The organism is Hugonella massiliensis (genome assembly GCA_001486445.1).
In the GTDB taxonomy this organism is placed as follows: domain Bacteria; phylum Actinomycetota; class Coriobacteriia; order Coriobacteriales; family Eggerthellaceae; genus Hugonella; species Hugonella massiliensis.
Genome location: LN908986.1, coordinates 68,811 through 93,228, shown reverse-complemented (window position 1 = coordinate 93,228; position 24,418 = coordinate 68,811). Strand labels below are relative to the sequence as shown.

Genomic DNA, 24,418 nt, shown 5'->3' with positions numbered 1-24,418 from the left:
CGTCTGCGCGGGACGGCGCGTCGGGCGCCGGCCTAGTCGCCCAGGTTCTTGTTGAAGAGGGTTACGTCGCCGGCCACGTTGACGTAGAGGGACACCTTGTTGTCGGGGTTGAGGGCGTCCCACACCGCGGCGGGGTCGGGCACGGTCACGAGCTGGGGTTCGCCAGCGAAGCTGGGCAGGGGGTTGCCGTCGCCCTGGTAGGTGCTGATGAAGTAGCCCTGGCCTTCGTCGACGCCTTCGTAGGCGAAGAACTCGCGGGTGCAGCGGTCGGCGGGGCCTTCCGCATGCTTCAGAATCGAGATTTGGAAGCTGCCGTCGGGCCTGACGATCGCGCTGATGCGCGGGGTGAAGTTGGGGGCATCGGGCTCGAAGCGGCGCTGTTTGCACCCCTTGTGGAAGCAGCCGGCTTCGACGATCGTGTCGGTCTGGTCGCCGTTGGTCACGACGAGCGCGTCGCCCATGGTGCGCACGGGGTGGTAGATGATCAGGCTGGGGTCTTCGAGCAGGGCGGGGTCGTGGGCTTCGGTGCGGATGCCGTCGTCGGTGGGCACGAACACGCGGTTGCGGCTGTTGGCGCTGCGGCCCATGATCCAGTAGTACACGCGGTCGTGGCCCACCACGATGCCGCGCCCCGGGTAGGGGTTGGTTCGAAGAATAGCTGCCAAATCTTGCATGCGCATCTCCTTCCAGATGCTCTCTCGAGCCGGCGCGGAAGGAGCCGTAGGTAGACAAGCCCCCTCTGGTGTGCGCGGCTTGCCCAGACGGTCGGCGGATTGGGCGCGCTGCTCCCCTGTGGTGACCCACATGAACCGTCAGTCACAGCGCGTATGGCTTAAGGATACACGCTTTCAGCGCGGTCGGCGGCGATGCGGGACGCATCCTTACGAAATAGCCGAAGGGCGATGAGTCGGAGGGACCACATCTCTCTGACTCGTTCGGCGCGGGCGACAACGCCTCCGTTCGCCCGGCAAATGGCTCCGCATGCCTTCATCAGGGGAAAACGACTATAGACAACTTCCCTAATGTGGGTAAACAAAACTGCATATATCCTAAATCCTACTAACTAGTAGTGAATAAAATGCGGTCAATTAGGACAAAAATACATCCGTTGGCCCAAACTGTCGCACCTGGTAGCTCCTTGAACGGGTATATAGGAAAGAGGACGAAATTTCGGGCTCTGCCCGGATAGGAGGTTGCACAATGGGATTCTGCAATCTATCGGAACTCGATCGAGCCGCTTCAGACGCTCTTTCCGAAATCGCCGCCGAATCGGGCGTCGACGTGAAGGAGTGCTACCAGTGCGGCAAATGCGCGGCCGGGTGCCCCGTGGCCGCGTCGGCCGACGTCGATTGCCGCGGCGTCATCCGCCTTCTGCAGATCGGCGACGTCGATCGCGTGCTCACCCTGCAGATGCCCTGGCTCTGCCTGGGGTGCGGCGTCTGCCTGGCGCGTTGCCCGCAGAGCATCGACTTGCCGGCGCTCAACACGGCCATCTGCCGCTACGAGATGAAGCGGGGCATCGCGGCCGAACGCGAAGGCGAGGCCTTCATGAACATCTTCTTGGACAATGTGGAAGCTAAGGGCGTCTCCGACGAAACCATGCTCGCGATGCGCTACAACCTGCAGACCGGCCACCTTTTCCAAGACGTCGCGAACTCGCCGCGCATGCTTTCGCGCGGCCTGCTGTCGGGCAACGGTTACAAGCCGGCGGGTGGTCCCGACGTCAAACGCATCGTGCACGATATCCGTGCGGGCGAAGGGGGAACCAAATGAGGTACGCGAATTTCCCGGGCTGCTCGGCTTCGACGACGGGCAAGGCCTATACCGAATCCTTCTCCTTCGTGGCACGTCGCGCGGGCATCGACATCGACGAAGTGCCCGATTGGAACTGCTGCGGCGCTTCGGCCGGCCGCCTGCAGAGCGATGATTTGGGCGACGCCCTGCCCGCCCGGTCGCTTGCGAACGCGGAAGCCGCCTTCGGCGACGAACCCGTGCTCGCCCTGTGCGCCGGATGCTATTCCAACCTGCGCCGCGCCCTGGTCCACGCTCGCGAAAGTGAGGACCGCCGCCGTCAAATCGAAGCCCTTATCGGCCAGCCCTACGAGGCCAAGGCCGACGTGGTCTGCGGCATCGACCCCTTCCTCGAGCCCGAGACGGCGCATGCGGTGAAGGCCCGCGTGACCCAGCCGCTTAACGGCCTGAAAGTGGCGTGCTACTACGGCTGCGCCTTGGTGCGGCCCCGCGCGCTCACCGATTTCGATGACGAGGAGAACCCGCAGTCGATGGAGACGGTCGTGAAACTCGCCGGCGCCGACCCGGTGGAGTGGGGTCGCAAGACCGAATGCTGCGGCGCCTCGCACCATGTGAGCAATCCCGCGGCCATGAAGCCGCTCGTCGAGCGTATCCTGGCCGACGCGATCGACGCGGGTGCCGAAGCCATCGCCACGGCCTGCCCCCTGTGCAACATGAACCTCGACATGCGCGAGGCCGAAATCAACAAGGCCCGGGCCGCCCGCGGCGAAGCGCCCCTCGACATCCCCGTCTACTTCTTCACCCAGCTGCTTGCGAGTGCCATGGGGGCAAGCGACGCGGAAGCCGGCATCGCGCGCAACTTCGTGCCCGCCGGCGCCCTGCTCGCTGAAGCGAAGACGCGCGAGGTCGTCGTCGAACTTACCCCGGAAGAGAAGAAGGCGGCCCGCATCGCCGCGGCCAAGAAGCAGGCGGCCGCGCGCAAGGCCGCCCAGGCCGCCGCCGCGGCGGCGCCTGCGGAAGCGAAGGAGGCGGCACATGAGTAGGATCGGTGTCTTCGTCTGCCATTGCGGCACCAACATCGCCGGCACGGTCGACGTGGAAGCGGTTGCCGAAGCCGCCCGCCAGATGCCCAACGTCGTCTACGCGGGCACCAACAAGTACATGTGCTCGGCCCAGGGGCAGGACTACATCGTCGACCTGGTCAAGGAACATAACCTCGACCGCGTGGTGATCGCCTCCTGCTCGCCGCGCATGCACGAGCGCCTTTTCCGCAAGGTTCTGGCCGAAAAGACCGACCTCAACCCCTACCTGCTCGAAGTGGCCAACATTCGCGAGCAGTGCTCCTGGGTGCACAAGGACAAGCAGATCGGCACGCCCAAGGCCATAAGCCTCGTGGCCATGGCCGTGGCCAAGGCCGACTGCGACACCCAGCTGTTCACGCACGAGATTCCCGTGACCAAACGCGCCCTCATCATCGGCGGCGGCATCGCGGGCATCCAGGCGGCGCTCGACATCGCCGACGCGGGCTTTCCCGTCACCATCGTGGAACGCAAGACCACAATCGGCGGCAAGATGCCCATGCTCGACAAAACCTTCCCCACGCTCGACTGCTCGGCCTGCATTTCCACGCCCAAGATGAGCGAATGCGAGGCGCACCCCCTCATCGAGATCAAGACTCTTTCCGAAGTCGAGAAGGTAGAGGGCTACATCGGCAACTTCGACGTGACCATCCGCGAAAAGGCCAAGTACATCGACTACGACGCCTGCACGGGCTGCGGCATGTGCGAGACCAAGTGCCCGCAGAAGAAGATCCCCTCGGAATTCAACCAGGGGATGAGCATGCGCACGGCGATCTACAAGCCCTTTCCGCAGGCGGTGCCCAACAAGCCCACGATCGACGCCGCCCACTGCCGTATGCTCACCGAAGGCAAATGCGGCGTGTGCGCCAAGGTGTGCCCCACGGGGGCGATTAACTACCAGGACGTCGACCGCGTCACCACCGAGCGCTACGGCGCGATCGTGCTGGCCACCGGTTACGATCTGATCGACTGGACCAAGCTCTACGGCGAATACGGCGGCGGGCGCTACGCCGACGTGATCAGCGGTCTGCAGTTCGAGCGCCTGGTGAACGCTTCGGGTCCCACCGAAGGCCATATCCTGCGCCCCTCCGACGGCACCGAGCCCAAGACCATGGTCATCGTGAAGTGCGTGGGCAGCCGCGACCCGCACAAGGGCGTGCCCTACTGCTCGCGCGCCTGCTGCATGTATGGCGCCAAACATGCCCATCAGTTCATGGACAAGATCCCCGGCGGGAAGTGCTTCGTCTTCTACATGGACGTGCGCACGCCCGGCAAGAACTACGACGAGTTCTACATGAACACCCTGCACGAAGGAGCCCACTACATTCGCGGCCGCATTTCCAAAATCACGCGCCGGTCCGACGGCAAGCTCGTCTGCCTGGGCGAGGACACGCTTTCGGGCAACGTGGTCGAAGTCGATGCCGACCTGGTGGTGCTCGAAACCGCGATGGTGCCGCCCGAAGGCGAAAAAAAGCTGGCGCAGGCGGTGAACACTCAGCTGGGTCCCGAAGGCTTCTTCTCCGAAGCCCATCCCAAGCTGCGCCCGGTGGAAACCAACACGGGCGGCCTCTACCTGGCGGGCACCGCCCAGGGTCCCAAGGACATCCCCGACACGGTGGCCCAGGCGGGCGCCGCGGCGGCCAAGGTCATCGGCCTTCTGTGCAAGCAGTCGATCGAATCGAACCCCATGGTCGCCCATGTCGACGATGCCAAGTGCTCGGGCTGCGGCGCCTGCGTCGACATCTGCCCCTATTCGGCCGTCACGCTCGTAGAAAAGACCCTGCGCGAGAACTCGCGGAAGGTCACGCGCACGGTGGCGCAGGTCAACGAAGGCCTCTGCCAAGGCTGCGGCGCCTGCACGGTGGCCTGCCGTCCCGGCGCCAGTGACCTGCTTGGCTTCAACGACGAGGGAATCATGCGAGAGGTGGAAGCTTATGCCATGCGATAAGGAGCAAACGAACGGGTTCACTCCCAAGATTCTGGCGTTCTGCTGCAATTGGTGCACCTACGCCGGCGCCGATCTGGCGGGCTTGAACCGCATGAACTATCCGGCCGACGTCAAGGTCCTACGCGTGCCCTGCTCGGGCCGCGTGAACCCCCAGTACGTGCTGAAGGCCCTGCAGAGCGGCTGCGACGGCGTGCTCGTGTGCGGCTGCCACCCGGGCGACTGCCACTACTCCACGGGCAACTACTACGCCAAGCGCCGCATGATGATCTTCAAGCGCATGGTGGAATTCGCGGGGCTGTCTCCCGAGCGGTTCCAGATCCGCTGGATCTCGGGTTCGGAAGCGGGCAAGTTCCGCGACACCGTGGTGGAGGTCTCCGAACAGATTCGCGCGCTCGGCCCTATGGAAAACGACGCGCCGAGCCGCGCGGCGATCGAGAAGGTGGCGGGGACCGTGGCGTCCCCCGAAGCCGACGCGGAGCTTTCCGCAGCCGCTAAGGAGGCGATCTAAATGGCCGATGTGCAAGCCGTCATACGCGAACGCGCCGCCGCCCTGCTTTCCGCAGGCACGGTGAGCGCCGTGATCGGTTGGGGAGCCGGCCGTTTCGACGAGGTCCGCTTCCCCCTGGTGATTAAGCGTGCCGAAGATGCGGAAAAGCTCGTGTTCGATTCCTCGTGCGTGCAGATGACCGCCAAGCGCCTGCTCGAGCATACGGGCGAGGGCAAGGTGGCGCTCGTGGCCCGCGGCTGCGAGTCGCGTGCGGTGAATCGCTTCATCGCCGACCACCAGCTCGCGCGCGACCAGGTGTACGTGATCGGCGTGCCCTGCCCGGGCATGGTCGATCCGGCCACCGGCGAGACGCTCAAGCGGTGCGCCGAATGCCAGGTGCGCAACCCGGTCGTGCACGATGAGCTCGTGGGCGACCCCGTGCCCGAACCCAAGCCCTACCGCTTCGCCGAAGTCGACCGCGTCGAGGCCATGAGCCGCGAGGAGCGCCGGGCCTTCTTCGACGAGATGTACGGCAAATGCATCCGCTGCTACGCCTGTCGCAACGCCTGCCCCTGCTGCACCTGTCGCGAGTGCTTCGTGGAACAGGACAAGGTAGGCTGGCAGGGCAAGGCCTTCAACGTCAACGAGGCCCGCTACTACGGCATGATCCGCGCCTTCCACACCGGCGACCGCTGCATCGAATGCGGCGAATGCGAGCGCGCCTGCCCCATGGGGCTGCCGCTTATGGTGATCATGCACCAGCAGGTGCGCGACATCGACAAGCTCTTCGGCCCCTACGAAGGCGGCGGGATTACCGATAGCGGCCCCGACCCCCTGCGCACCTACAAGACCGACGATATCGAAGAATTCATGTAAGGAGGCCCTGCCATGCTTTTGAAGAAAGCCAACGTGGGCGCGCTGCTCGATGCGATCGCCGCCAACGAGCGCGTATTCGTGCCCGCCGACGACCGCGGGACCTCGCGTTTCGTGGCCTACGAGGAGGGCGTTGCGCCGCGCTTCGACCTGATCAACACCAAGCTGCCGCCCAAGGACCTGCTCTTCCCGGCGACCGAGACCCTCTATAGATGGTCGCGCGACGGGGCCGACCTGTCCATCGACAGCGCGTTTTCGGAAAGCGACCCCTTTTGCGTGTTCGGGCTGCGTCCCTGCGATATGGCCTCGGTCGACCGCCTGGATGCAGTCTTCCTCACCAAGGGCTACGTCGACGAGTTCTACCAGGCCAAGCGCGAGGCGGCGACCTTCGTCGTGGCGACCTGCGCGCATCCGGGGCGCGAATGCTTCTGCGATTCGATTGCGACGAGCCCGCATGAGGCGCCCGCTGCCGACGTTCTGCTCGAGGACGCGGGCGACGCCTGGGTCGTGACCCCCCAGACCGAAAAGGGTACCGCAGCCGTGGCGGCGTGGGCGCCGTATCTTGAAGAGGGCGACGCTGAGCCCGTCAAGGCGACATGTGCGCTCAAGGTGGACATGGCAACGGTGCCCGAAAAGCTCAAGGGCATGTTCGACGACCCCATCTGGAGCGACATCGGCGACCAGTGCCTCACCTGCGGCACCTGCACCTTCGTGTGCCCCACCTGCTACTGCTTCAACATCGACCAGGACGTGCGCGAAGACGAGGGCAAGCGCTTCCGCTGCTGGGATTCGTGCATGTTCACCGACTACACGGCCATGGCCGGCGGCCACAACCCGCGCGCTTCGAAGGAGAGCCGCGTGCGCCAGCGCTTCATGCATAAGCTTTCCTACTTCAACGACCGCTACGACATGAACCTGTGCGTGGGCTGCGGCCGCTGCATGCGCGACTGTCCGGCGGCGGTGGACATCTCGCTGATCATCGACCGCATCGCGGCCAGCGAGCCGGCGCAGGAAAAGGAGGCGATGGCGCATGCCTAAGACGCCCATCGAAGTGCAGCATGGCTGCGCGCGCAACAACGGCGAGCCCTACGTGCCCCAGGTGTGCCGGGTCATCGACATCCAGGAGCAGACCCACGACGTGAAGTCCTTCCGCTTGCAGACCCTCGACGGCAAGCGGCCCTTCGCCTGCGAGCCGGGCCAGCTGGGCATGTTCAGCGACCCTCCCTACGGCGAGTGCATGTTCGCCGTGGCCGGCGTGGGGGAGGACTACTGCGAGTTCATCGTGAAGAACGTGGGGTTCACCACCAACCACCTGCACGAGCTGTCGGTGGGCGACGAGGTGGGTCTGCGCGGCCCCTACGGCAACTGGTTCCCCTACGAGTCCGCCAAGGGGCGCGACATGCTCTTCATCGGCGGCGGCATCGGCATGCCCCCGGTGCGGGCCTTCCTGCGCCATTGCCTAGAGCATCGCGAAGACTACGGTCGCATCGACTTCGTGTACTCGGCGAGCACCTACGACGACTTGGTGTGCAAGGACGACCTGTTCAACGTGTGGCCCAACGAGCCCGACACCCATGTGCACGTGAGCGTCTACCACGCCAAGGAGGGCGACGGTTGGGACGGGGCGGTGTCGTACACGGCCCCCTACCTGGAAAAGGTCTTCGCCGAAGAGGGGCTGTCGACCGAAAACGCCTGCGCGGTGCTCTGCGGCGGGCCGAGCCTCTTCCGCACCTGCCGCGAGAGCCTGCTGAAGCTGGGCTTCGCGCCCGAAGACATCGTGACGACGCTCGAGGCGCGCATGAAGTGCGGCGTGGGCAAGTGCGGCCGCTGCAACGTGGGCGGCGTGTTCATCTGCCTTGAAGGGCCGGTGTTCACCGAAGCCGAGCTCGCCCGCATGCCGCGCGACTAGCGGGGGCGCGCTGCGATCGACGCAAAGGCGCGGGTGCCTACGGGCGCGACGCAATGGATGACGAGGGGCCGGCGTGTGCAGCGCCGGCCCCTCTCGTGCGCGGGCGACGGCTGCGGGTCGGGCATTCTCGGCCCCTGCATGCGCGGGCGACGGTCTTCCTGTATGGTGGGGAAGACCAGTACGCGAGGAAAGGGCGGCGATGGGCAATACGGGAGCTGCGAGCGGCCAGGTGGCGTGCGTGCGGTGCGCGCCGGGTGGCGACGGTGCGCACGCGGAGCGTCTAGCGGCCTCGCTGGGCGTTCCCATGCGGGAGGGCGTTCCGGCAGACGATGAGCTCGCCCTCGCCCTTGACGCCGACGGGCTCTTCCTCGCAGGCGACGGGATGCGCATGCGAGGCGATTTCGCCGCGATGGAAAAGCGCCTGCGTCAGGCCAACTTGCCGCGCGAGCTGCTCGTGCGGGCGTCTCGCGTGAAGGGGGTAGCCGCCCCGCACGTCGTCGATGCGACCGCGGGCATGGGCGAGGACGGCTTCCTTCTCGCGGCCGCCGGTTTTCGCGTGACCCTTTTCGAGCGCGACCCGGTTATCGCGGCGCTCTTGTCCGATGCGCTTGCCCGCGCCGCTCTCGACGATTGCCTGGCGCCCATCGCGGCGCGCATTGCCTTCATCGAAGGCGACAGCATCGCGGCGCTCGAGGGGTGGGACCCGCCGGCGCCCGACGTCGTCCTTCTCGACCCCATGTTCCCGGCGCGCCGCAAGAGCGCAGCGGTGAAGAAGAAGTTCCAGCTCATCCATCGGCTCGAGCGGCCCTGCGCCGACGAAGCGGACCTTTTCGCTGCGGCGCGCGCGGCCGGCCCGCGCAAAATCGTTGTGAAGCGACCGCCCAAGGGGCCTCACCTGGCGGAGGCGGCGCCGTCGTATTCCCTGCAGGGCAAGGCCGTTCGCTACGACTGCTACGTCTTCGCCCGCTAACGGGGTGGCGGTGCGCCCATGCGGTAAGGCTGTGCCAAGCCCCGGGAGCGTGAAGCGTGCCATGCCCCGGGGCGGCACATGCGCGAGCGAGGTCGCACCCCCCCCTGTGCCAAGCTCCAGGTGTGGCACAGGGGACGCACTCCATCTTCTCTCGCTCTCTTGGTGTGGGCATCAACGTGCCCATTCAGTGGCACAGGGGAGGCGCGCTCTATCTTCTCTTGCTCCCTTATCCCCCTGCCCCGCCTCGCCCTCTCGCTTCTTAGCTGCACAGAATGCAGGGGTGTTGCAGGCCGAACGGGAAAGAGGCACCTGGAAACTCGTTTTGCAGGGTTATAGCAGGCGAAATCTGCCACGGCTGTGCATGTTGAGCAGAATCGTGCAACGACCGTGCAAGATGAGCAGGATATTCCCGTTTGACGTGACATTTCCCTGCAAAATGTGCAGAGAACCCCGAATACGGGGGTCGATCTCGAAATCCCTTGCAACAAGCCTGCAGGATGAGCGTAAAGTAGCAACGGTCGAGCGAAATGAGCACTCCGCGCGCAAGAGCTGTGCAAAACGAACGGCGCATTGGAAATGAGCACTGCGCGTGCTGGGGGCGGCTACACGCTCAACAGGGCCTTGATGTTCTCGGCGCACTGGGCCAACGCGGTGCCTTCGTCGGTATCGGCCACGCGCACGGGCGCATCGCTCACCACGGTGGGGGTGGGGTGCACGTCGAGGTTGTCGCGCACGGCCGCTTCGGTCGATTCGAGCGGGTCGAGGGCGTTGAGCACCAGGCCGCGTCCGTCGCTTACCAGGGCGAAGCCGGCGATGCCCGTTTTGCTCTGGTAGGGCTTGGACATGCCGCCGTCGATATCGATCACCACGCCGCCGCACTTGAGCGGGTTCTCGCCGCTCGCCACCTTCACCGGCACGTGGCCGCACACGATGCGGGCGCTCTGTGGGTCCATGCCGAAGTCGCGGAAGATGTCGTCGAGCACGTTCTTGTCCTCGTAAAGGGTGTAGAAGGCGTTGCGCGCTTCCTTCTTGGCGTTCTTGTCGTCGACGAAATAGATCTCGAAGGTGGCCATCTTGCTCTTGGCGAACAAGGGGGATCCCTGGCCGAGCCACAGATACCACAGAAGGTCGGCTCCGCGTTGGCGGGTGCGGGCGTCGGTGGCCGCGAAGGCGTCGCGCACGTAGCCGTCGATCGCGTCGAAGAGGGCGCGACCCTTGTAGGACGCCCCGAACAGGTTGACCGCCAAAAGCGATCCGTCGGGGTTCAGGGGGACGCAGGCGTGGAACATGAGCACGTTGTTCTCGATGCGGTACATGCTGCCCTTGTCGAGCAGGGTGCGCATGTGGCCTTGCAGGCGCTCGCAGCTGGTGAAGGCCTTCTGCAGGCTTTCGACCACCGAGGCTTCGGCGGGCGTGAGCTCGAGCGGATGTGCCGGGTCGACCGTGGGCAGAACCGTGTCGGTCAGGGGGTAGACGGTGCCGTCGATCTCAACCGTGCCGCGGGCGAAATCGATGGCGCCGAGCAGGTTGCGGTCCTCCATGCGGAAGGACGGGTTGCGGGCGATGATCTGGGCTTCGACCTTGAACTCGATGATGGCCATGGCCTTCTGCACCTTAACGGTGAGGTCGTATTCGGCGTCGGTGAGCTCGGGGTAGGCCGCTCGCCCTCCCTTGAGCCCGAAGGCGACGCAGGGGTCGTCGCGGTAGGCGTCGAGCGCGAACAGCGACAGGGTGATCAGGTTGATGCCGTAGGCGTCGGTGAGCACCGACAGGTTGCCGTAGCGGGCGCAGTTGCGCACCACATGGGCGATGCAGCCCGCGCTGCCCAGTGCGGCGCCCATCCACACGACGTCGTGGTTGCCCCATTCGATGTCGATGTTGGGCAGGCTGCCCACGGCGTCGAGAATGCGCTCGGGCGCGGGTCCGCGGTCGTAGATGTCGCCCACCAAGTGGATGCGGGCCACGGCCAGCCGTTTGATCGCGCGTGCCAAGGCCAGCACGAGGGCATCGGCGCATCCGGTCGAAGCGGCGCTTGCGACGATGGCCGCGGTGGCGGCGGAATGGGGCATGCAGATGAGCTCTTCGACCACGGGGGCGAGCTCGCCTTCGATCATGCTGCGCACGTGCTCGTGGGTGTAGGTGCTCGCGAAGGAGGCCAGCACGCGGGCGAGCGGCTCGATTGCGGCCGCGCAGCGTTTCTGCACGTTGGCGCCTCGTTCGGTCCACAGGGCGATCTTCTCGCTAGGGTAGTAGATAAGGGTGGCGAGCTCGGCGCGGTCGGCGTCCTTCATGTCGGGGAAGAGGGCGTCGATCGTGCGGCGGATCGATCCGGCGCCGTTGCGGATCACGTGCGAGAAGGCCCCGTATTCGCCGTGGACGTCGGACACGTAGACTTCCGGGGGCTTGGGCAGGGCTCGCTCGCCGGCGATGCGGGCGAGTTCAGCCTGAACGGCGCTTTTCGAAGGGAGTCCTTTCGCGAGCAGGGAAAGATAGCGCTCGTTCGATTCCGACATGGGGGAAACCTCCTGATGTTCTAGCGTGCAAGGTGCGGCGTTGCAAAGGGGTGCCGCAGGGCGTTCGCGTCTATTCTAGCGAATATGAAAAAGAGCCGCCCCGAAGGAGCGGCTCTTCGCATGAATATGAAGCGATTGCGCGATTACTCTTCGTCGAAGTCGAGCATCGACAGGTAGCGCTCGCCGGTGTCGGGCAGGATCACCACGATGTTCTTGCCGGCGAATTCGGGGCGCTCGGCCAGCTTGGCGCCGGCAGCAGCGGCAGCGCCGGCGGAAATGCCTACGAACAGGCCCTGGCCGGCGGCCAGTTTCTTCTGGTAAGCGAAGGCCTCTTCCGTGGAGACGTGGATGATGTCGTCGTAGTAGTTCTGGTCGAGGATGTCGGGGATGAAGCCGGCCATGATGCCCTGGATCTTGTGCGGGTGGTTTTCGCCGCCCTCGAGGATGCGGGACTCTTCGGGTTCGACGGCGAAGGACTTGATGGCGGGGTTCTGCTCCTTGAGGTACTTGGAAGCGCCGGTGAGCGTGCCGCCCGTGCCCACGCCGGCGATGTAGGCGTCGATTTCACCTTCGGTGTCACGCCAAATCTCGGGGCCGGTGGTGGTGTAGTGGGCCTGGACGTTCACTTCGTTGGTGAACTGGCTGGGGGCGAAGCTGTTGGGGGTGGCAGCCAGCAGCTTGGCGGCCTCTTCGTTGGCCAGCGGCACGCCGCCGTCGACCAGGCGCAGTTCGGCGCCGTAGGCCTGGATGAGCTTGCGGCGCTCGACCGACATGCTCTTGGGCATGAAGATGATGACCTTCAGGCCGTAGGCGGCGCCGATCATGGCCAGGCCGACGCCCGTGTTGCCGGAGGTGGATTCGATGATCAGGGTGTCCTTGTTGATGCGGCCCTTGGCGATGCCGTCGTCGATGATGGCCTTGGCGATGCGGTCCTTCACGGAGCCGCCGGGGTTCTGCTTTTCGAGCTTGCCGTAGACGTTAGCCTTGTCGGAAACGTTGAGCTTGACGAGCGGGGTGTTGCCGATCAGCTGATCGATGCGGGTGATTGCCTTCACAGTCATGCGTGTCTTCTCTCTCTTTGCTGCCCTAGGTAGAGTTTGCAATGCCTAGTAACAAGGTAGGAATAAGTTCAGGTGCTACGTTATGCCGCAGGGGTGTTCGCGTCAAGCGAAACGGCGTTTCGGGAATGCGAACGCTGGCATTCGCTCGAGCCGAAATGCCAGGTGAGAAGCGTGTCAGATGCGGGTTCGTGCCGTATAGTGGGGTGGGAGCGCCCGGCTTGAAGCGGGCGCATCGTTTCGATTGCAGCGGCGCGGACCGTCCGCGCTGGGGAAGGAGGCCGCTATGGCCGGTGTGCGCAACCCGTGGGAGATCTACGACCGCCTTATCGAAGGGGTGCCCGCCGACGTCCGGGTGATCGAGGCCTGCGTTGGGTCGCACTGGACCTGCGTGTCTGCGGAATCGGGGGCGGGCGTGGCCTACACCTTCCATGGCGGGACGGCCCCTGCGGTCGCGCGCGACGTGGCAGGTGTCCGCCTGCGCGACGTGGCGGCGCTCGTGAAATCGTGGTGCTTTGAAGATGCGTCGCTGGGCGCTGCGGCCCTCAACGCCTGGTACGCTTCGCCTCAAAAGCTGGAAGGTCCCGACCTGCTCACGGGAGAGGGATCCGACGGCTTTTCCCTCGTCATGGACCGCATCAAGGCGCGCGGCGGCTGCCCCAAGGCTTGCGTGATCGGGCACTTCCCACATATGGACGAGCTTGCGGCCGCGAGCGACCTTACGGTCCTCGAACGCCGCCCGCGCGAGGGCGATTTGCCCGATGCCGCCTGCGAGTACGTGCTGCCTCAAGCGGACTTCGTGCTCATGACGGGCACAACCTTCACCAACAAGACCATGCCGCGCCTGCTCGAGCTGGCAAAGGATGCAACCGTGTTGGTCACCGGCCCCACGACGCCAATGCTGCCCGTTCTGTTCGATTACGGCATCGACGTGTTGGCCGGTCGCATCGTGGGCGACGCGTCTGCCGCCCTTACTGCGTGCGCAACGGGGGCGCCCTTCGGCAACGCCTTCCTCAAGTGCGCCCTTGTGCGTCCGGGCGTGTAGCGGTGCCTCGTTTAGAGCGGCCGCCCGCCCCTCCGCCTTGCTGCGGGAGTAAAAACCGGGCCCGCGCGCGTGCGCGGGCCCGGCTGCATGCGGTTGCCTCTGCGGCGGCCGCTTAGTTCTGATAGTTGATCTGCTGACCCTTGACCAGGTCGTAGGCGACGACTTTATCTCCGTCGAGGTCTTCCTTGTGCATGTCGACCGCGGTGATCTGGCTGTTCTCGTAGGTGGTGTAGTAGTAGATCCCCTTGTCCTGGTTGCAGCAGCTCGAGTAGATCGTAATCTCATAGGAGTCTTCGCCGAGCTTGCAGAGCCCGCGCTGCTGTTCGACGCTGCCCAGGATATGGAAGAACTGGCTCACGGCTTCCGATTCGTTTTCGCCCGACACCGAATTCATGCGCGTGAAGGCCACCTTGGCGAAGCGCGATGCGCTCGAAAGGTCGCCGGGCAGACCCATGCCGCCCATGCCGCGGCTGTAGGCGGCAAGGTCAACGCCGGGGGCAAAACGGTTGTCGCCCTGGTCGACGGAGAGATTGCGGTAGTTGGCCAGCATGGTCATCTGCATATCGAAGGTGGGGTTGTTGGTGAGCACGCCCACCGGGTCGTCGTAGACGTGCAGGCCGGTGGCCGTTTGCTCGACGACGATCTGGCACTCCTTGTCAGCGATGATCCAGTGGAGGGGGTTGGCCTTCAGGTCATCGGTGAAGTTCTGGTCGGTGATGTTGGCATGGGCAAGCTTGGCGCGGGCTTCGTCGACGCTGGCGCAGGTGCCCAAAATCCAGGCGACGAGCTCGAAGGAGGCCACGTTGTCCTTGCCCTCTTCGACGGGACGGAACTGGCAGTTGCCGGGGAAGTTGAGACCGGCCATTCCCAGGCCCTTTTCGTTGATGCCGTCGTAGTAGAGGGGGAAACCGTCGACGACGAATGCCATGCCGATGATGGCGTAGTGGGTTTCCATGTCGGGCAGGTTGCGCAGGGCGAAACGGTAGTTGCGCGGGGTGATTGCGACTTGCTCGTGGTAGGAGTATTCAAGGTCGAGATTGCGGCCGAAATAGTGGTCTTTCGCGGTGTAGGTTGCTGCCGTGCACATGGGCGACTCCTTTTTTCCTGGGAACCTGACAACGTCGCTATCGTAGTCCCTTGGCGCCCCGTTGGAAGAGGTTTTTCGGGGAAGGGCGATTCGTCGGCCAAGGGTTACCCGTTTGTTGAGTGCGCGGCCTCGCACGCGTGCTACACGGGTGCGCATCGGCGCTCGCAAATCCGCATCGCGTTCCGCTCGCGTAGCACCTGCCGCAGAAAAGCGCCCCGCTCATGCGGGGCGCTCGTTGCTAAAAGGAGATGTTGCCGAATTCCGAGAACTCGATGTCGGGGTTGTGCTCCACGGCGAAGTTGACGTCCCAAGGGCTGTTGAAGAGCAGCAGGCGGTTGCCGCGCATGTCCTCCACCTGGCAGGTCGACGAGGTGAGCTTCAAATCGCTCAGGCGGTAGGTCGACCGATCGTTCAGGATCCAGCGGATCTGGGTGTAGCCGAGCCCCTGCCGGCGCACGTCGACGCCGTATTCGGTCTGTAGGCGCCGCTCGAGCACGTCGAGCTGCAAGACGCCCACCACGCCCACGATCATGCTCTCGGTGCTCGTGCCGACCTGGCGGAACAGCTGGATGGCGCCTTCTTGCGAGAGCTCTTCGCAACCCTTCATGAACTGCTTGCGCTTGAGTGTGTTGATCTGGGTGATGCGGGCGAAGTGCTCGGGGGCGAAGGTGGGCATGGGCGGGTACTGCACCAGGTCCTTGCCCGCGCAGATCGTGTCGCCGATCGAAAAGATGCCCGGGTCGAACAGGCCCACGATGTCGCCGGCGTAGGCCTCGTCGACGATCGCGCGGTCTTCGGCCATCATCGAGGTGCCCACGGCAAGCTTGAGCTTCTTGCCGCTCTGCACGTGGGTGGCCGCCATGCCGCGTTCGAACTTGCCCGAGCAGATGCGCAGGAAGGCGATGCGGTCGCGGTGGCGCTTGTCCATGTTCGCCTGGATCTTGAACACGAAGCCCGAGAAATCGCGGCCGACCGGGTCGACCGGCTCATTGGCGAGCACGTCGGTGTAGGGCTTGGGCCCCGGCGACATGGCAAGGAAGCCCCGCAGGAAGGGCTCGACGCCGAAGTTGGTGAGCGCCGACCCGAAGAACACGGGCGTGAGCTTGCCGGCGAGCACGGCGTCGAGGTCGAAGGCGCTGTCGGCGCCGTCGAGCAGCTCGATGTCGTCGACCAAGGTGGCGTGGTTGTCGGCGCCGATAAGCTCGTCGAGCTCGGGGCTGCCCAGCTCGGCTTCGATTTCGGCGACTTTCTTGGTGGCGTTGGCATGCCCGTCGCCCTGGAAGGCGATCACGCGGCGCGTTTCGCGGTCGAAGACGCCGCGGAAGTTGCGCCCGCAGCCGATGGGCCAGTTCACCGGATAGGTGGAAATGCCCAGGACGTCTTCGATCTCCTCCATGAGGTCGAAGGGATCGCGCGTTTCGCGGTCGAGCTTGTTGACGAAGGTGAAGATGGGGATGTGGCGCAGGGTGCACACCTTGAACAGCTTGATGGTCTGGGCTTCGACGCCCTTGGCGCCGTCGATCACCATGACCACCGAGTCGGCCGCCATGAGCGTGCGGTAGGTGTCTTCCGAAAAGTCCTGGTGGCCGGGGGTGTCCAAGATATTGACGCATTTGCCTTCGTAGGTGAATTGCAGCACCGACGAGGTGACCGAGATGCCGCGTTCGGCTTCGATGTCCATCCAGTCGGACACGGCGTGCTTCGCGGCCCCTTTGCCCTTCACGGCGCCGGCGGTCTGGATGCTGCCCGTGTAGAGCAAGAGCTTTTCGGTCAGGGTCGTTTTGCCGGCGTCGGGGTGCGAGATGATCGCGAACGTGCGGCGCGCGGATATTTCGTCGGATAGCTTGGACACGTGTGCTCCTTCGTTTTCTGTGCGCACGTAGTCTAGCATCTTGTGCGCCCCGCGTGCCCGTGGGGCGCACAAGCGCAGGAGCAACCCCCACAGGGGGCCGGGGGCTAACGGCCGGCCAGGAAGGTGTCGGTGCAGGAAAGGAAAGCGTCCATCTCGGCATGCGTGCCCACGGTGACGCGCAGCCAGTCGGCGATGCGGGGCGCGTCGTAGTGGCGGCAGAGCACCCCTTGACGGCGCAGGGAATCCGCCCAGTCGGCGGCGGAGAGGTCGGGGCGGGTGGCGAAGACGAAGTTCGCATGCGAGGGCAGGACCGTGAAGCCCCGACGGGCGAGCTCTTCGGTCGTGCGCTCGCGCTCTTCTATCGTGCGGGCGATGCACGCGTCGTAGTAGGACTGGTCGTCGAGGGCGGCGATGCCCAAGGCCATCGTCGGCGCGCTCATGTTGAAGGGGTTGAAGCACATCTTCACCTTCCGAACATCGTCGACCAGGCTGGGTCGGGCGATGGCGAAGCCGATGTGGGCGCCCGCCAGGTTGCGCGACTTCGATAGGGTTTGCACGATGACAAGGTTTTCGAACTCGTGCACGAGGGGCGCGCAGGTGGGGTTTCCGAAATCGACGTAGGCTTCGTCGACGATCACGAGTCGATGGGGATGGGCCCGGCAGATGCGCGCGACGTCGGCGGGGGGAATGCGCAGGCCCGTGGGTGCGTTGGGGTTGGCGATGACCACGTGCTCGGGCGCCGCGCAGAAAGCGTCGACGTCGAGAGTGAAATCGTCGTTCAGGGGGATTTCACGGCACGGTACGCCGAAGGCGTCGCAGTAGGTGCGGTAGAACCCGTAGGTGACGTCGGGGAAGCAGACGGGGTCGTGGGGCCCGAAGCAGGCGAGGAAGAAGAAGGCGAGCACCTCGTCGCTGCCGTTTCCGGCGAAGACCCAGCTGGCATCGATGCCGAAGCGGCGCGCCACGGCCCGACGGAAGGGCAGGGCAGCAGGGTCGGCGTAGCGGCCGAGGGAGGCGAAGAGGCCGTCGTTTGCGGCCGCGCGCACGCCCGGGGCCGGGGGCACGCTCGTCTCGTTTGCGTTGAGCTTGACGTAGGACCGGTCGTGGGGCTGTTCGCCCGGCACGTAGGGGACGATGCCCGCGTAGCGTTCGTTGAAGAAGGTGCTCATGGCTGCTCCTTGGGGAGGGTGGACCGGGTGCCTTGTGCCGAGGGGCGGCCCGCGCGGCACAACCGCTGCGCGGGCCGCACCGCACGCCAGACGGCGGGGCGCAGTGCGGGGCTATTCGAGCGTGCGCAGAAAGGTGCTGATGGCGGCGAGGCCCTTTTTCAGGTCGTCGACGTTGTCGCTGTAGGCGTAGCCGATCCTCATGCTCTTGGGCTCCTCGAAGGCGTCGCCCGGAGTTACGAGCGCGCCGGTCGTTTCGATCATGCGCGTGCAGAACTCGTAGGAATCGAGGTCGTAGTCGTAGTAGACGAGCGCCGTGGTGCCCGCTTCGGGCCTCACGAAGGACAGGTGCGCTTCGGAATCGACCCAGGCTTCGAGGGCGGCCAGGTTCTGGCGGACGATACGGCGGCTGCGGGCAAGGATCTTGTCGGCGTGCGCGAGGGCGTAGGCGCCTACGGCTTCGTCGAACATGCCGCAGGAAATGAGGTCGTAGTCGCGATGGGAGAGCAGGTCGTGGCGCAGCTCGGGGCTCTTGGTGATGGCCCAGCCCAGCCTGATGCCCGCCAGCGACCAGACCTTCGACATCGAGCTCGTCACGACGGCTTTGTCATAGAGGTCGATAGGCGAAGTGGTGAAGCCGTCGTCGTCCTGGGTGAGCAGGCGGTAGACCTCGTCGCACATGAGCCAGGACCCGTGCGCGCGGGCGATATCCACGATCGTTTCGATCTCTTCGCGCGAGAGCAGGGCGCCGGTGGGGTTGTCGGGATTGTTGATGCAGATGACTTTGGTGTCGTCGGTCACCAGCGCGGCGAGTTTTTCGGCGTCGACATGGTAGTGCGCGTCTTTTTCCAGATGGAGGATGTCGACGGTGGCGCCGCACATTTCGGGAATCGAATAGAGCTGCTGGTAGGTGGGCATGATCGACACCACGTGGTCGCCCGGACCGCACAGGGTGGAAAGCACCAGGTAGTTGGCGCCGGCCGCGCCGTGAGTGGGGATGATGTGGCCGGGCTCGACGGTTTCGTAGAGGTTGCAGACGCCTTTGAGGAAGGCCGGGTTGCCTTCGATGTCGCCGTAGGTGAGCCTACGCTGGGCGAAGTCGTTCATGAATTGGGCGCGGTCGCCGCCGCAGACCTCGAAGAGCTGGTCGAGCGTGAGAGAGTAGGTGCAGGTCTCGGCGACGTTGTAGGTGCATTTGGTTTCCCATTCGTTCATCCATTGCTCGACGGCGAAGTCCTTGATGTTCATGAGAGTCCTTTCTTGCGGTGACGGTGCAGGGTGCGGGGCTTACAGGTTGACGGTGGTGCCCAAGCCGGCATCGATGGCGCGGTCGTAGGCGGTTTTGGCGGAGGCTAGATCCTGCACGGCGATACCCGAGGTGTCGAAGACGGTGATGTCGCTTTCGCTCGTGCGGCCGGGTGCGGTGCCCGCAATCACCTCGCCGATTTCGACAATGCGTTCGGCGGCGAAGGCCCCGTGGGCGATGGGCACTTCGAACTCGCCCGACGAAATCGACTGGGCACGGTCGTCGCAGAAGAGGCGGGCGGCGGCGGCCAGGTCGCTTGCGATTTCCTGCTTGCCGGGCATGTCGGCCCCCACGCACGACAGGTGGGTGCCCGGTCGCACCCAGTCCGCTTCGATGAAAGGCTCGGTTGCCGGCGTCACCGTGACGATCGCGTCGGCGGCGCCCACCGCCGCCTTGCCGTCGGCAACGGCTTCGATGTGCGTTTCGGAAGAGGCGCCGGCATCGGCGAGCAGGCGGGCGACCTGGGCGCCGATCTGCTCGACGCGGGCGAGGGGAGCGGTTGCGTGACGGGGGTCCCACACCATGACCTTCGCGATCTCGGGGCGCAGGATCAGGGTTGCCGCGATTTGGAACGCGGCTTGGTGACCGGCACCGCAGACGAGCAGGGTGCGCGCGTCCGCGCGGGCCAGGTGGGCGATGCCCAGGGCGCCCGCGGCGCCCGTGCGCATGCCCGTGAGCGCGCTGCCGTTGACCAGAGCGAGCGGCTCGCCGGTGCGGTCGTCGCAGAGCAGGACGGTGCCGAAGATTTCGGGCAGGCCGCGCTGGGGGTTGGCGCCGAACCAGGCGGTGAGCTTCAGGCCGAACAGGCCGCTGCCCGCAAGCTCGCCCGAGCGGATGTCCATATCGGCTTCGCCGGGCGTGAACGCTTCGTAGACCATGGGCCATGCGACGCCGGTGCCTTTGGCTTTCTGCACGTAGGCGTCTTCGACGGCGTCGATTGCATCGGCGATCGTGAACGTCCGGGCGATGTCGTCTGATGAAAGAACGAGCAACTGTGTCATGTGGGATCCTTTCCTCTGCGGGATGGGGCCATCTTACGGGTCGAACGCGGGGGAAAGCGAGGGGAGAATAATGGAGAATACTCCAACAATATGCGGCCGCTTTAAGAATATAATTCCAGTTATTTCGATACTCTTCTAATCATCTTGTAGAACACTCTATAATGGCCTTATAAGAATCAGAGGTATCGCTAAGGAAAGCTATGCCGTTCACCGTATCCGATTTCATGAAGGTCTATCGCGACTCCGTGCGCCTCGTTGCGGGCGCGGGCGGTTTGGCGCGCCCCATCTCCGAGGTGGGCATCTTAGATTACGAGCTCATGCCCGGCTTGCGCGACAAGTACGAACGGCTCAATCTCGCCGAAGACCAGCTCGTGCTGTCGACCTTCCTCTATGCCAAAGACGACCCCTATCTCATCACCGAAGCGGTGCGCACGTTGGTGGCGAACGGGGCGAGCGCGCTCGTGGTGAAAAACGTTCTGCACCTGCAGGTTCCCGATGCGGCCCTGCGCTACGCGAACGCGCGCAACCTGCCCCTCATCTTGGCCAGCGGGCGGGGGTTCCTCTTCGACCATGTGATCGTCGAGGTGTCCGAACGCGTGCGCGACATGGGTTCGTCGACGTTCGTGCAAGGGCGCGTCGATGCGGCGCGGCGACGGTCCTGCCCCGCCGAAGAGGTGCGGGCATGCGCACTGGCCGTGAACCCCTCGTTCGACGAGCGCTTGGTGTGCGCCTACGCGGTGGTAGGGGGAACCGTCGGCGCTGCGTGCGCCCGCGCGGTCGACCGCGCCTTTTTGGCGAGCTCCCTTCACCGCCCCGGAACTGCCGTCTTCTCCTATCGCGGGGGAATCCTGCTCGTTGCGACTTGCGACCCTGAACAGGCCCTCGATACGAGCGCAATCCTCGCCACCTTCCAGCGCGATGTCCTGGCGCCCCTCGACGCTGCGGAAACTCCTGCCCAAATAGGCGGCATCGGTGCGAGCTCGGTGCAGGTGGGGCTCGAGTGGTTCGGTCGTTGCGTGCGCGAAGCCTTGTGGGCGGCCGACCGGTCGGTTTCCGATGGCGGGGCTCCGGTGAGCTTCGATGCGCTCGGCATCGACAAGGTGCTTCTCCCTTTCGCCGACGAACCCGAGCTCACCGGTTTCACGCGTGCGATCGTCGAGCCCTTGCGCGCACATGATGCTGCCCACAATGGACAGCTCTTGGCGACGCTCGAAGCTTTTGCGGAGTGCGGCTGCAGCGTGGCCCGCACCGCAAAGGCGCTCGGCCAGCACCAGAACACGGTGCGCTACCGGCTCGATGCGATAGAGCGCCTCACCGGACTCGCCCCGCGCGAGCCCGTCGACATGGAGCAGCTCGACGTGGCATTGCGCCTGGCGCGGATCGCGGCCGCACGGTAGGCGGGCGAAAAAAAGCGGGAAGGCGGATCGTTCCGTCTTCCCGCTTGGGTGCGCGGTTGCGCCTACATCGCGCGGTAATCGTCCATCATCGTGCTGAAGAGCTGCGAGGACGAAGGCGGCGTGTAGACGATGGCGTTGGCGCCGGCTTCAATCGTCTTCGTGATCGATTCGGGGGTCTTGCCGCCCGAGGCGATGATGGGGGCGCGCGGATGCTCCTTGCGGATTTTGGCTACAACTTCGGCGGTTTTCGCGCCGGCGGCCACGTTCAAGATCGTGGCGCCGAACTCCATGCGGCGTCCCACGTCGGTATTTTCCGATACCACGGTGGCAACGATCGGGATATCGACGATGCGGGCCATCATGCGCAGATCGCGATTGGGCAAAGGCGCGTTTACTACGACGCCCATGGCGCCCTGGTTTTCGGCGTCCATGGCCAGGTAGGTGGCGCGCATGCCCTGGGTGGTGCCGCCGCCCACGCCGCAGAAGACGGGCACGGCGGCCGCGCTCACCACGGCAGAGCTGATCGCGCGCTGGGCGGTGAAGGGGTAGACGCAGAACACGGCGTCGGCATCGCAGTTGCGGATGATGGCGATGTCGGTGCTGAAAAGGAGGCTCTTGATGCGACGGCCGTAGACCACAATGCCGCTTGCCTGCTCGATTTCCTTGGGTACGCGCAGGATGTTGTGGCGCAGACGCGATTCGATCGGGGCGACGCCTTCGGCGTCATCGCGCTCGATTTCTGGCATGAGCACGTCTTTTTTGCCTTGCAGTTCGTGGTTCCACTTCAAGTGGGTCATGCAACGCCTCCTTTAGACAATCCAAAGCTCGTGACTTTCAGTGTATCCATTCGCGGTCAGGTGATTTTTACAGTTGGTCAAAATTTGCCCGGGCGTGGGCTCGTTTAAGCGAGCATGTCGCAGGCCCATTGGGCGGCGACCATAGTTCCTTTGGCCAGCACGCTTTCGTCGATGGTGTAGTAGCAGCTGTGCTGGGGGAACTTTGCGCCCACTGCGGGGTTGCGCGTGCCGATGAAGGCGAAGACGCCGGGAACGATCTGCAGGTATTCGGCGAAGTCCTCGCCGGCGAGCGTGCCTTCGTAGGTGGCCAGGGCGTCCGCGCCAAGCACCTTCTCGACGGCGGAGCCGGCGATTTCACTGCAGCGGGCGTCATTGACGACGTTGGGGTTGCCCGCTTCGAAGGTGAAGTTGTATTCGGCGCCAAACGCATGGGCGACCTTGCGCGAAATCCGGTCGATTTCCTCGATCGCGTTTTTTCTCGAGCTCTTGTGCCACGTACGTAGGGTGCCCGTGAGGTAAGAACTGCCGGCCATGATGTTGCGGGCGGTGCCGCCGTGGATTTCGCCCACGGTAACGACGATCGGTTCGAAGGGCGAGGTGTCGCGGGAGACGAGCACCTGCAGGGAATCGACGATCTTGCAGGCGATGACGATGGCGTCGACGCCCTTGTGCGGCATCGACCCGTGAGCCGACGCCCCCTGGATGTCGATGCGGAACCAGTCGGTGTTGGCCATGCGGGGGCCGGGCTGGCAGGACACGGTGCCGGCGTCGACTTCCGACCAGATGTGGGCGCCGTAGATGGCTTCGACGCCGTCGAGCGCGCCGGCGGCGATCATGTCGCGCGCGCCGATCGAGATTTCCTCGGCGGGCTGGAAGATGACGCGGACCTCGCCGTGCAGGCGGTCGCGCAGGGCCCAGAGCACGCGGACGGCACCGAGCATCATGGCCATATGACAGTCGTGGCCGCAGGCGTGCATGAGGCCTTCGGCTTCGGAAGCGAAGGCCAGCTCGGTGCGTTCCTGAACGCGCAGGGCGTCCATATCGGTGCGCAGGGCGATGCGGTGGGTGGGGGTGCCGTTGTCGTCGTAGGCGTCGGGCGCGGTGCCGGCAATCGTGGCAATGATGCCCGTGCCGATGAAATCGGTGCGCTCTTGCTGGAACCGTTGCGGGCGCTCGCCGCGGACGAGGCGGTAGGGCACGCCGATGCGGGCGAGCTCGGCGCGGATGAATTCCGAGGTGTGCACTTCATGGGCGCCCAGTTCGGGGTGGCGATGGAAGTGGCGGCGCCATTCGACGATCTGCTGCTCGTAGGAGGCGGCGAGGGCGCGGATGGCGTCCGGGGTGGGGGTGGACGCGTCGATCGCGGGCGTGCTGATGGGGTCGGTCATGGGAGCCTCTTTCTTCTCTTGGGGTTCATGCTACACCCACCTGAGAAGCTTTCCCATTACGGGCAGAGGAAATCCTCACGCCGGGGCGGGGCGCCGGCCCGCCCGCCCGCGTGCTTTTGGTCTCATTTGCACGCCAGAAGGGGAGTTTTGACGTAAATATCGCTCATTCGCGGATTTCAAGCGCGGGTGATGCTCGTTCCTGCGTTTGGGAGCTTCATTGACGGGTGATATTCAACAATCCGTTCACTATCCTGACGATCATGACCTTTGGCCTCGCGAATTAGAGACATTTACGTCATTTCTTGGCTCCCTGCGTGCCCGTCGCTGCGGTGACCGTGCCCGCCCACTGCCCGTTGGGGCTGTTGCGCGCTCCGAGCGCTCGCTTTCCCTCGTGCGCGCCTTGCCCCGGGCCTCGTGCTTCCCGCTGTGTCCGTCTCGCCTCGGGCAGCGTGCTTCACGATGCTCGCGTTCCGCCTTGGGCCGCGCGCGTTCCGCTGCGCCCGTCTCGCCTCGGTCGCCGTTTCTTTCCACACCCCCCTGCTTTCCGCTGCGGCTGTACGCCCCCTTTGCGCGCCTGGAAACGAAACGGGCGCCTCCATGGCACGCCGATCAAGTTTTCGAGCCATTTCAGAGTCGTTCGGAAAAATTAGTGAACGTCTATTGATGTTTCGTTCAATAACGTGACGTTCGATTAGGTATCGAAGCCGATTTCTCTCGAAAACTTGATCGGCATGCCATTTTCGTCCTCTGGGCGTGACGGGGGACGATTCGGTGGAGGGCGTCTCCGGTG

20 protein-coding genes and 1 riboswitch are annotated in these 24,418 nt (G+C 64.8%); of the genes, 10 read left to right on the top strand and 10 right to left on the bottom strand.

The genetic code is table 11. The features are described 5' to 3' along the window. Positions 1-32: 32 nt before the first annotated feature. On the bottom strand, positions 33-674 hold the full coding sequence (locus BN3270_RS03025) for an IMP cyclohydrolase (protein WP_082673306.1): 642 nt from the start codon (positions 672-674) through the stop codon (positions 33-35). Positions 675-748: 74 nt separating this feature from the next. Next, positions 749-830, bottom strand: a riboswitch (ZMP/ZTP riboswitch). A gap of 370 nt (positions 831-1,200) precedes the next feature. Here BN3270_RS03025 and BN3270_RS03020 point away from each other — a divergent pair. The 8 genes from BN3270_RS03020 (at position 1,201) to BN3270_RS02985 (ending at position 9,018) form a co-directional block, all read left to right on the top strand. Then, positions 1,201-1,773 carry a 4Fe-4S dicluster domain-containing protein gene (locus BN3270_RS03020; RefSeq protein WP_058985717.1) on the top strand — a complete coding sequence of 191 codons (573 nt, stop codon included), beginning with the start codon at positions 1,201-1,203 and terminating at the stop codon, positions 1,771-1,773. Next, on the top strand, positions 1,770-2,795 hold the full coding sequence (locus BN3270_RS03015) for a CoB--CoM heterodisulfide reductase iron-sulfur subunit B family protein (RefSeq protein ID WP_058985716.1): 1,026 nt from the start codon (positions 1,770-1,772) through the stop codon (positions 2,793-2,795). Before BN3270_RS03020 ends, BN3270_RS03015 begins: the two co-directional genes overlap by 4 nt. Further along, on the top strand, positions 2,788-4,779 hold the full coding sequence (locus BN3270_RS03010; RefSeq protein WP_058985715.1) for a CoB--CoM heterodisulfide reductase iron-sulfur subunit A family protein: 1,992 nt from the start codon (positions 2,788-2,790) through the stop codon (positions 4,777-4,779). Before BN3270_RS03015 ends, BN3270_RS03010 begins: the two co-directional genes overlap by 8 nt. Beyond that, on the top strand, positions 4,766-5,287 hold the full coding sequence (locus BN3270_RS03005; protein WP_082673305.1) for a hydrogenase iron-sulfur subunit: 522 nt from the start codon (positions 4,766-4,768) through the stop codon (positions 5,285-5,287). The genes BN3270_RS03010 and BN3270_RS03005 overlap by 14 nt, the downstream gene beginning before the upstream one ends. Next, complete coding sequence (locus BN3270_RS03000; RefSeq protein WP_058985714.1) at positions 5,288-6,142, top strand: 4Fe-4S dicluster domain-containing protein; 855 nt, start codon at positions 5,288-5,290, stop codon at positions 6,140-6,142. Positions 6,143-6,154: 12 nt separating this feature from the next. Beyond that, a complete protein-coding gene (locus tag BN3270_RS02995) occupies positions 6,155-7,177 on the top strand; it encodes a 4Fe-4S dicluster domain-containing protein (RefSeq protein ID WP_058985713.1) in 1,023 nt (340 codons plus the stop codon). Next, positions 7,170-8,048 (top strand): FAD/NAD(P)-binding protein, encoded by an 879-nt coding sequence (locus tag BN3270_RS02990; RefSeq protein ID WP_058985712.1) that lies wholly within the window; start codon positions 7,170-7,172, stop codon positions 8,046-8,048. The genes BN3270_RS02995 and BN3270_RS02990 overlap by 8 nt, the downstream gene beginning before the upstream one ends. A 199-nt stretch (positions 8,049-8,247) precedes the next feature. Then, positions 8,248-9,018, top strand: coding sequence for a class I SAM-dependent methyltransferase (locus BN3270_RS02985; protein WP_058985711.1), 771 nt, complete (start codon positions 8,248-8,250; stop codon positions 9,016-9,018). Positions 9,019-9,620: 602 nt separating this feature from the next. Here the strand turns inward: BN3270_RS02985 and BN3270_RS02980 are convergent. Both BN3270_RS02980 and cysK read right to left on the bottom strand, forming a co-directional pair. Next, positions 9,621-11,531 (bottom strand): fructose-bisphosphatase class III, encoded by a 1,911-nt coding sequence (locus BN3270_RS02980; RefSeq protein WP_058985710.1) that lies wholly within the window; start codon positions 11,529-11,531, stop codon positions 9,621-9,623. A gap of 143 nt (positions 11,532-11,674) precedes the next feature. Then, positions 11,675-12,592, bottom strand: a complete 918-nt coding sequence (gene cysK, locus BN3270_RS02975) for a cysteine synthase A (protein WP_058985709.1) — start codon at positions 12,590-12,592, stop codon at positions 11,675-11,677. A 283-nt stretch (positions 12,593-12,875) separates the two neighbouring features. On the opposite strand from cysK, the gene BN3270_RS02970 reads away from it, so the two are divergent. After that, positions 12,876-13,634, top strand: coding sequence for a Rossmann-like domain-containing protein (locus BN3270_RS02970; protein WP_058985708.1), 759 nt, complete (start codon positions 12,876-12,878; stop codon positions 13,632-13,634). A gap of 112 nt (positions 13,635-13,746) precedes the next feature. Here BN3270_RS02970 and bsh read toward each other — a convergent pair whose 3' ends face one another. The 5 genes from bsh to BN3270_RS02945 form a co-directional block, all read right to left on the bottom strand. Then, entirely contained in the window at positions 13,747-14,721 is a 975-nt protein-coding gene (gene bsh, locus BN3270_RS02965; RefSeq protein ID WP_058985707.1) for a choloylglycine hydrolase, read from the bottom strand. A gap of 238 nt (positions 14,722-14,959) precedes the next feature. After that, positions 14,960-16,573 carry a peptide chain release factor 3 gene (locus BN3270_RS02960; RefSeq protein ID WP_058985706.1) on the bottom strand — a complete coding sequence of 538 codons (1,614 nt, stop codon included), beginning with the start codon at positions 16,571-16,573 and terminating at the stop codon, positions 14,960-14,962. A 104-nt stretch (positions 16,574-16,677) separates the two neighbouring features. Beyond that, on the bottom strand, positions 16,678-17,742 hold the full coding sequence (locus BN3270_RS02955; protein WP_058985705.1) for a pyridoxal phosphate-dependent aminotransferase: 1,065 nt from the start codon (positions 17,740-17,742) through the stop codon (positions 16,678-16,680). A gap of 111 nt (positions 17,743-17,853) precedes the next feature. Continuing rightward, on the bottom strand, positions 17,854-18,987 hold the full coding sequence (locus tag BN3270_RS02950) for an aminotransferase class I/II-fold pyridoxal phosphate-dependent enzyme (RefSeq protein WP_058985704.1): 1,134 nt from the start codon (positions 18,985-18,987) through the stop codon (positions 17,854-17,856). Positions 18,988-19,026: 39 nt separating this feature from the next. Then, positions 19,027-20,046, bottom strand: a complete 1,020-nt coding sequence (locus tag BN3270_RS02945) for an ornithine cyclodeaminase family protein (RefSeq protein ID WP_058985703.1) — start codon at positions 20,044-20,046, stop codon at positions 19,027-19,029. 200 nt (positions 20,047-20,246) lie between these two features. On the opposite strand from BN3270_RS02945, the gene BN3270_RS02940 reads away from it, so the two are divergent. Further along, the gene (locus tag BN3270_RS02940; protein WP_058985702.1) at positions 20,247-21,443 is read left to right on the top strand and encodes a PucR family transcriptional regulator; all 1,197 of its coding nucleotides are present in this window, start codon (positions 20,247-20,249) and stop codon (positions 21,441-21,443) included. Between the two features lie 62 nt (positions 21,444-21,505). Here the strand turns inward: BN3270_RS02940 and BN3270_RS02935 are convergent, their stop codons facing one another. Together BN3270_RS02935 and BN3270_RS02930 are read right to left on the bottom strand one after the other, a co-directional pair. Then, the gene (locus BN3270_RS02935) at positions 21,506-22,240 is read right to left on the bottom strand and encodes a dioxygenase (RefSeq protein WP_271711904.1); all 735 of its coding nucleotides are present in this window, start codon (positions 22,238-22,240) and stop codon (positions 21,506-21,508) included. Between the two features lie 104 nt (positions 22,241-22,344). Continuing rightward, complete coding sequence (locus BN3270_RS02930; protein ID WP_058985701.1) at positions 22,345-23,628, bottom strand: amidohydrolase; 1,284 nt, start codon at positions 23,626-23,628, stop codon at positions 22,345-22,347. Between the last annotated feature and the right edge of the window lie 790 nt (positions 23,629-24,418).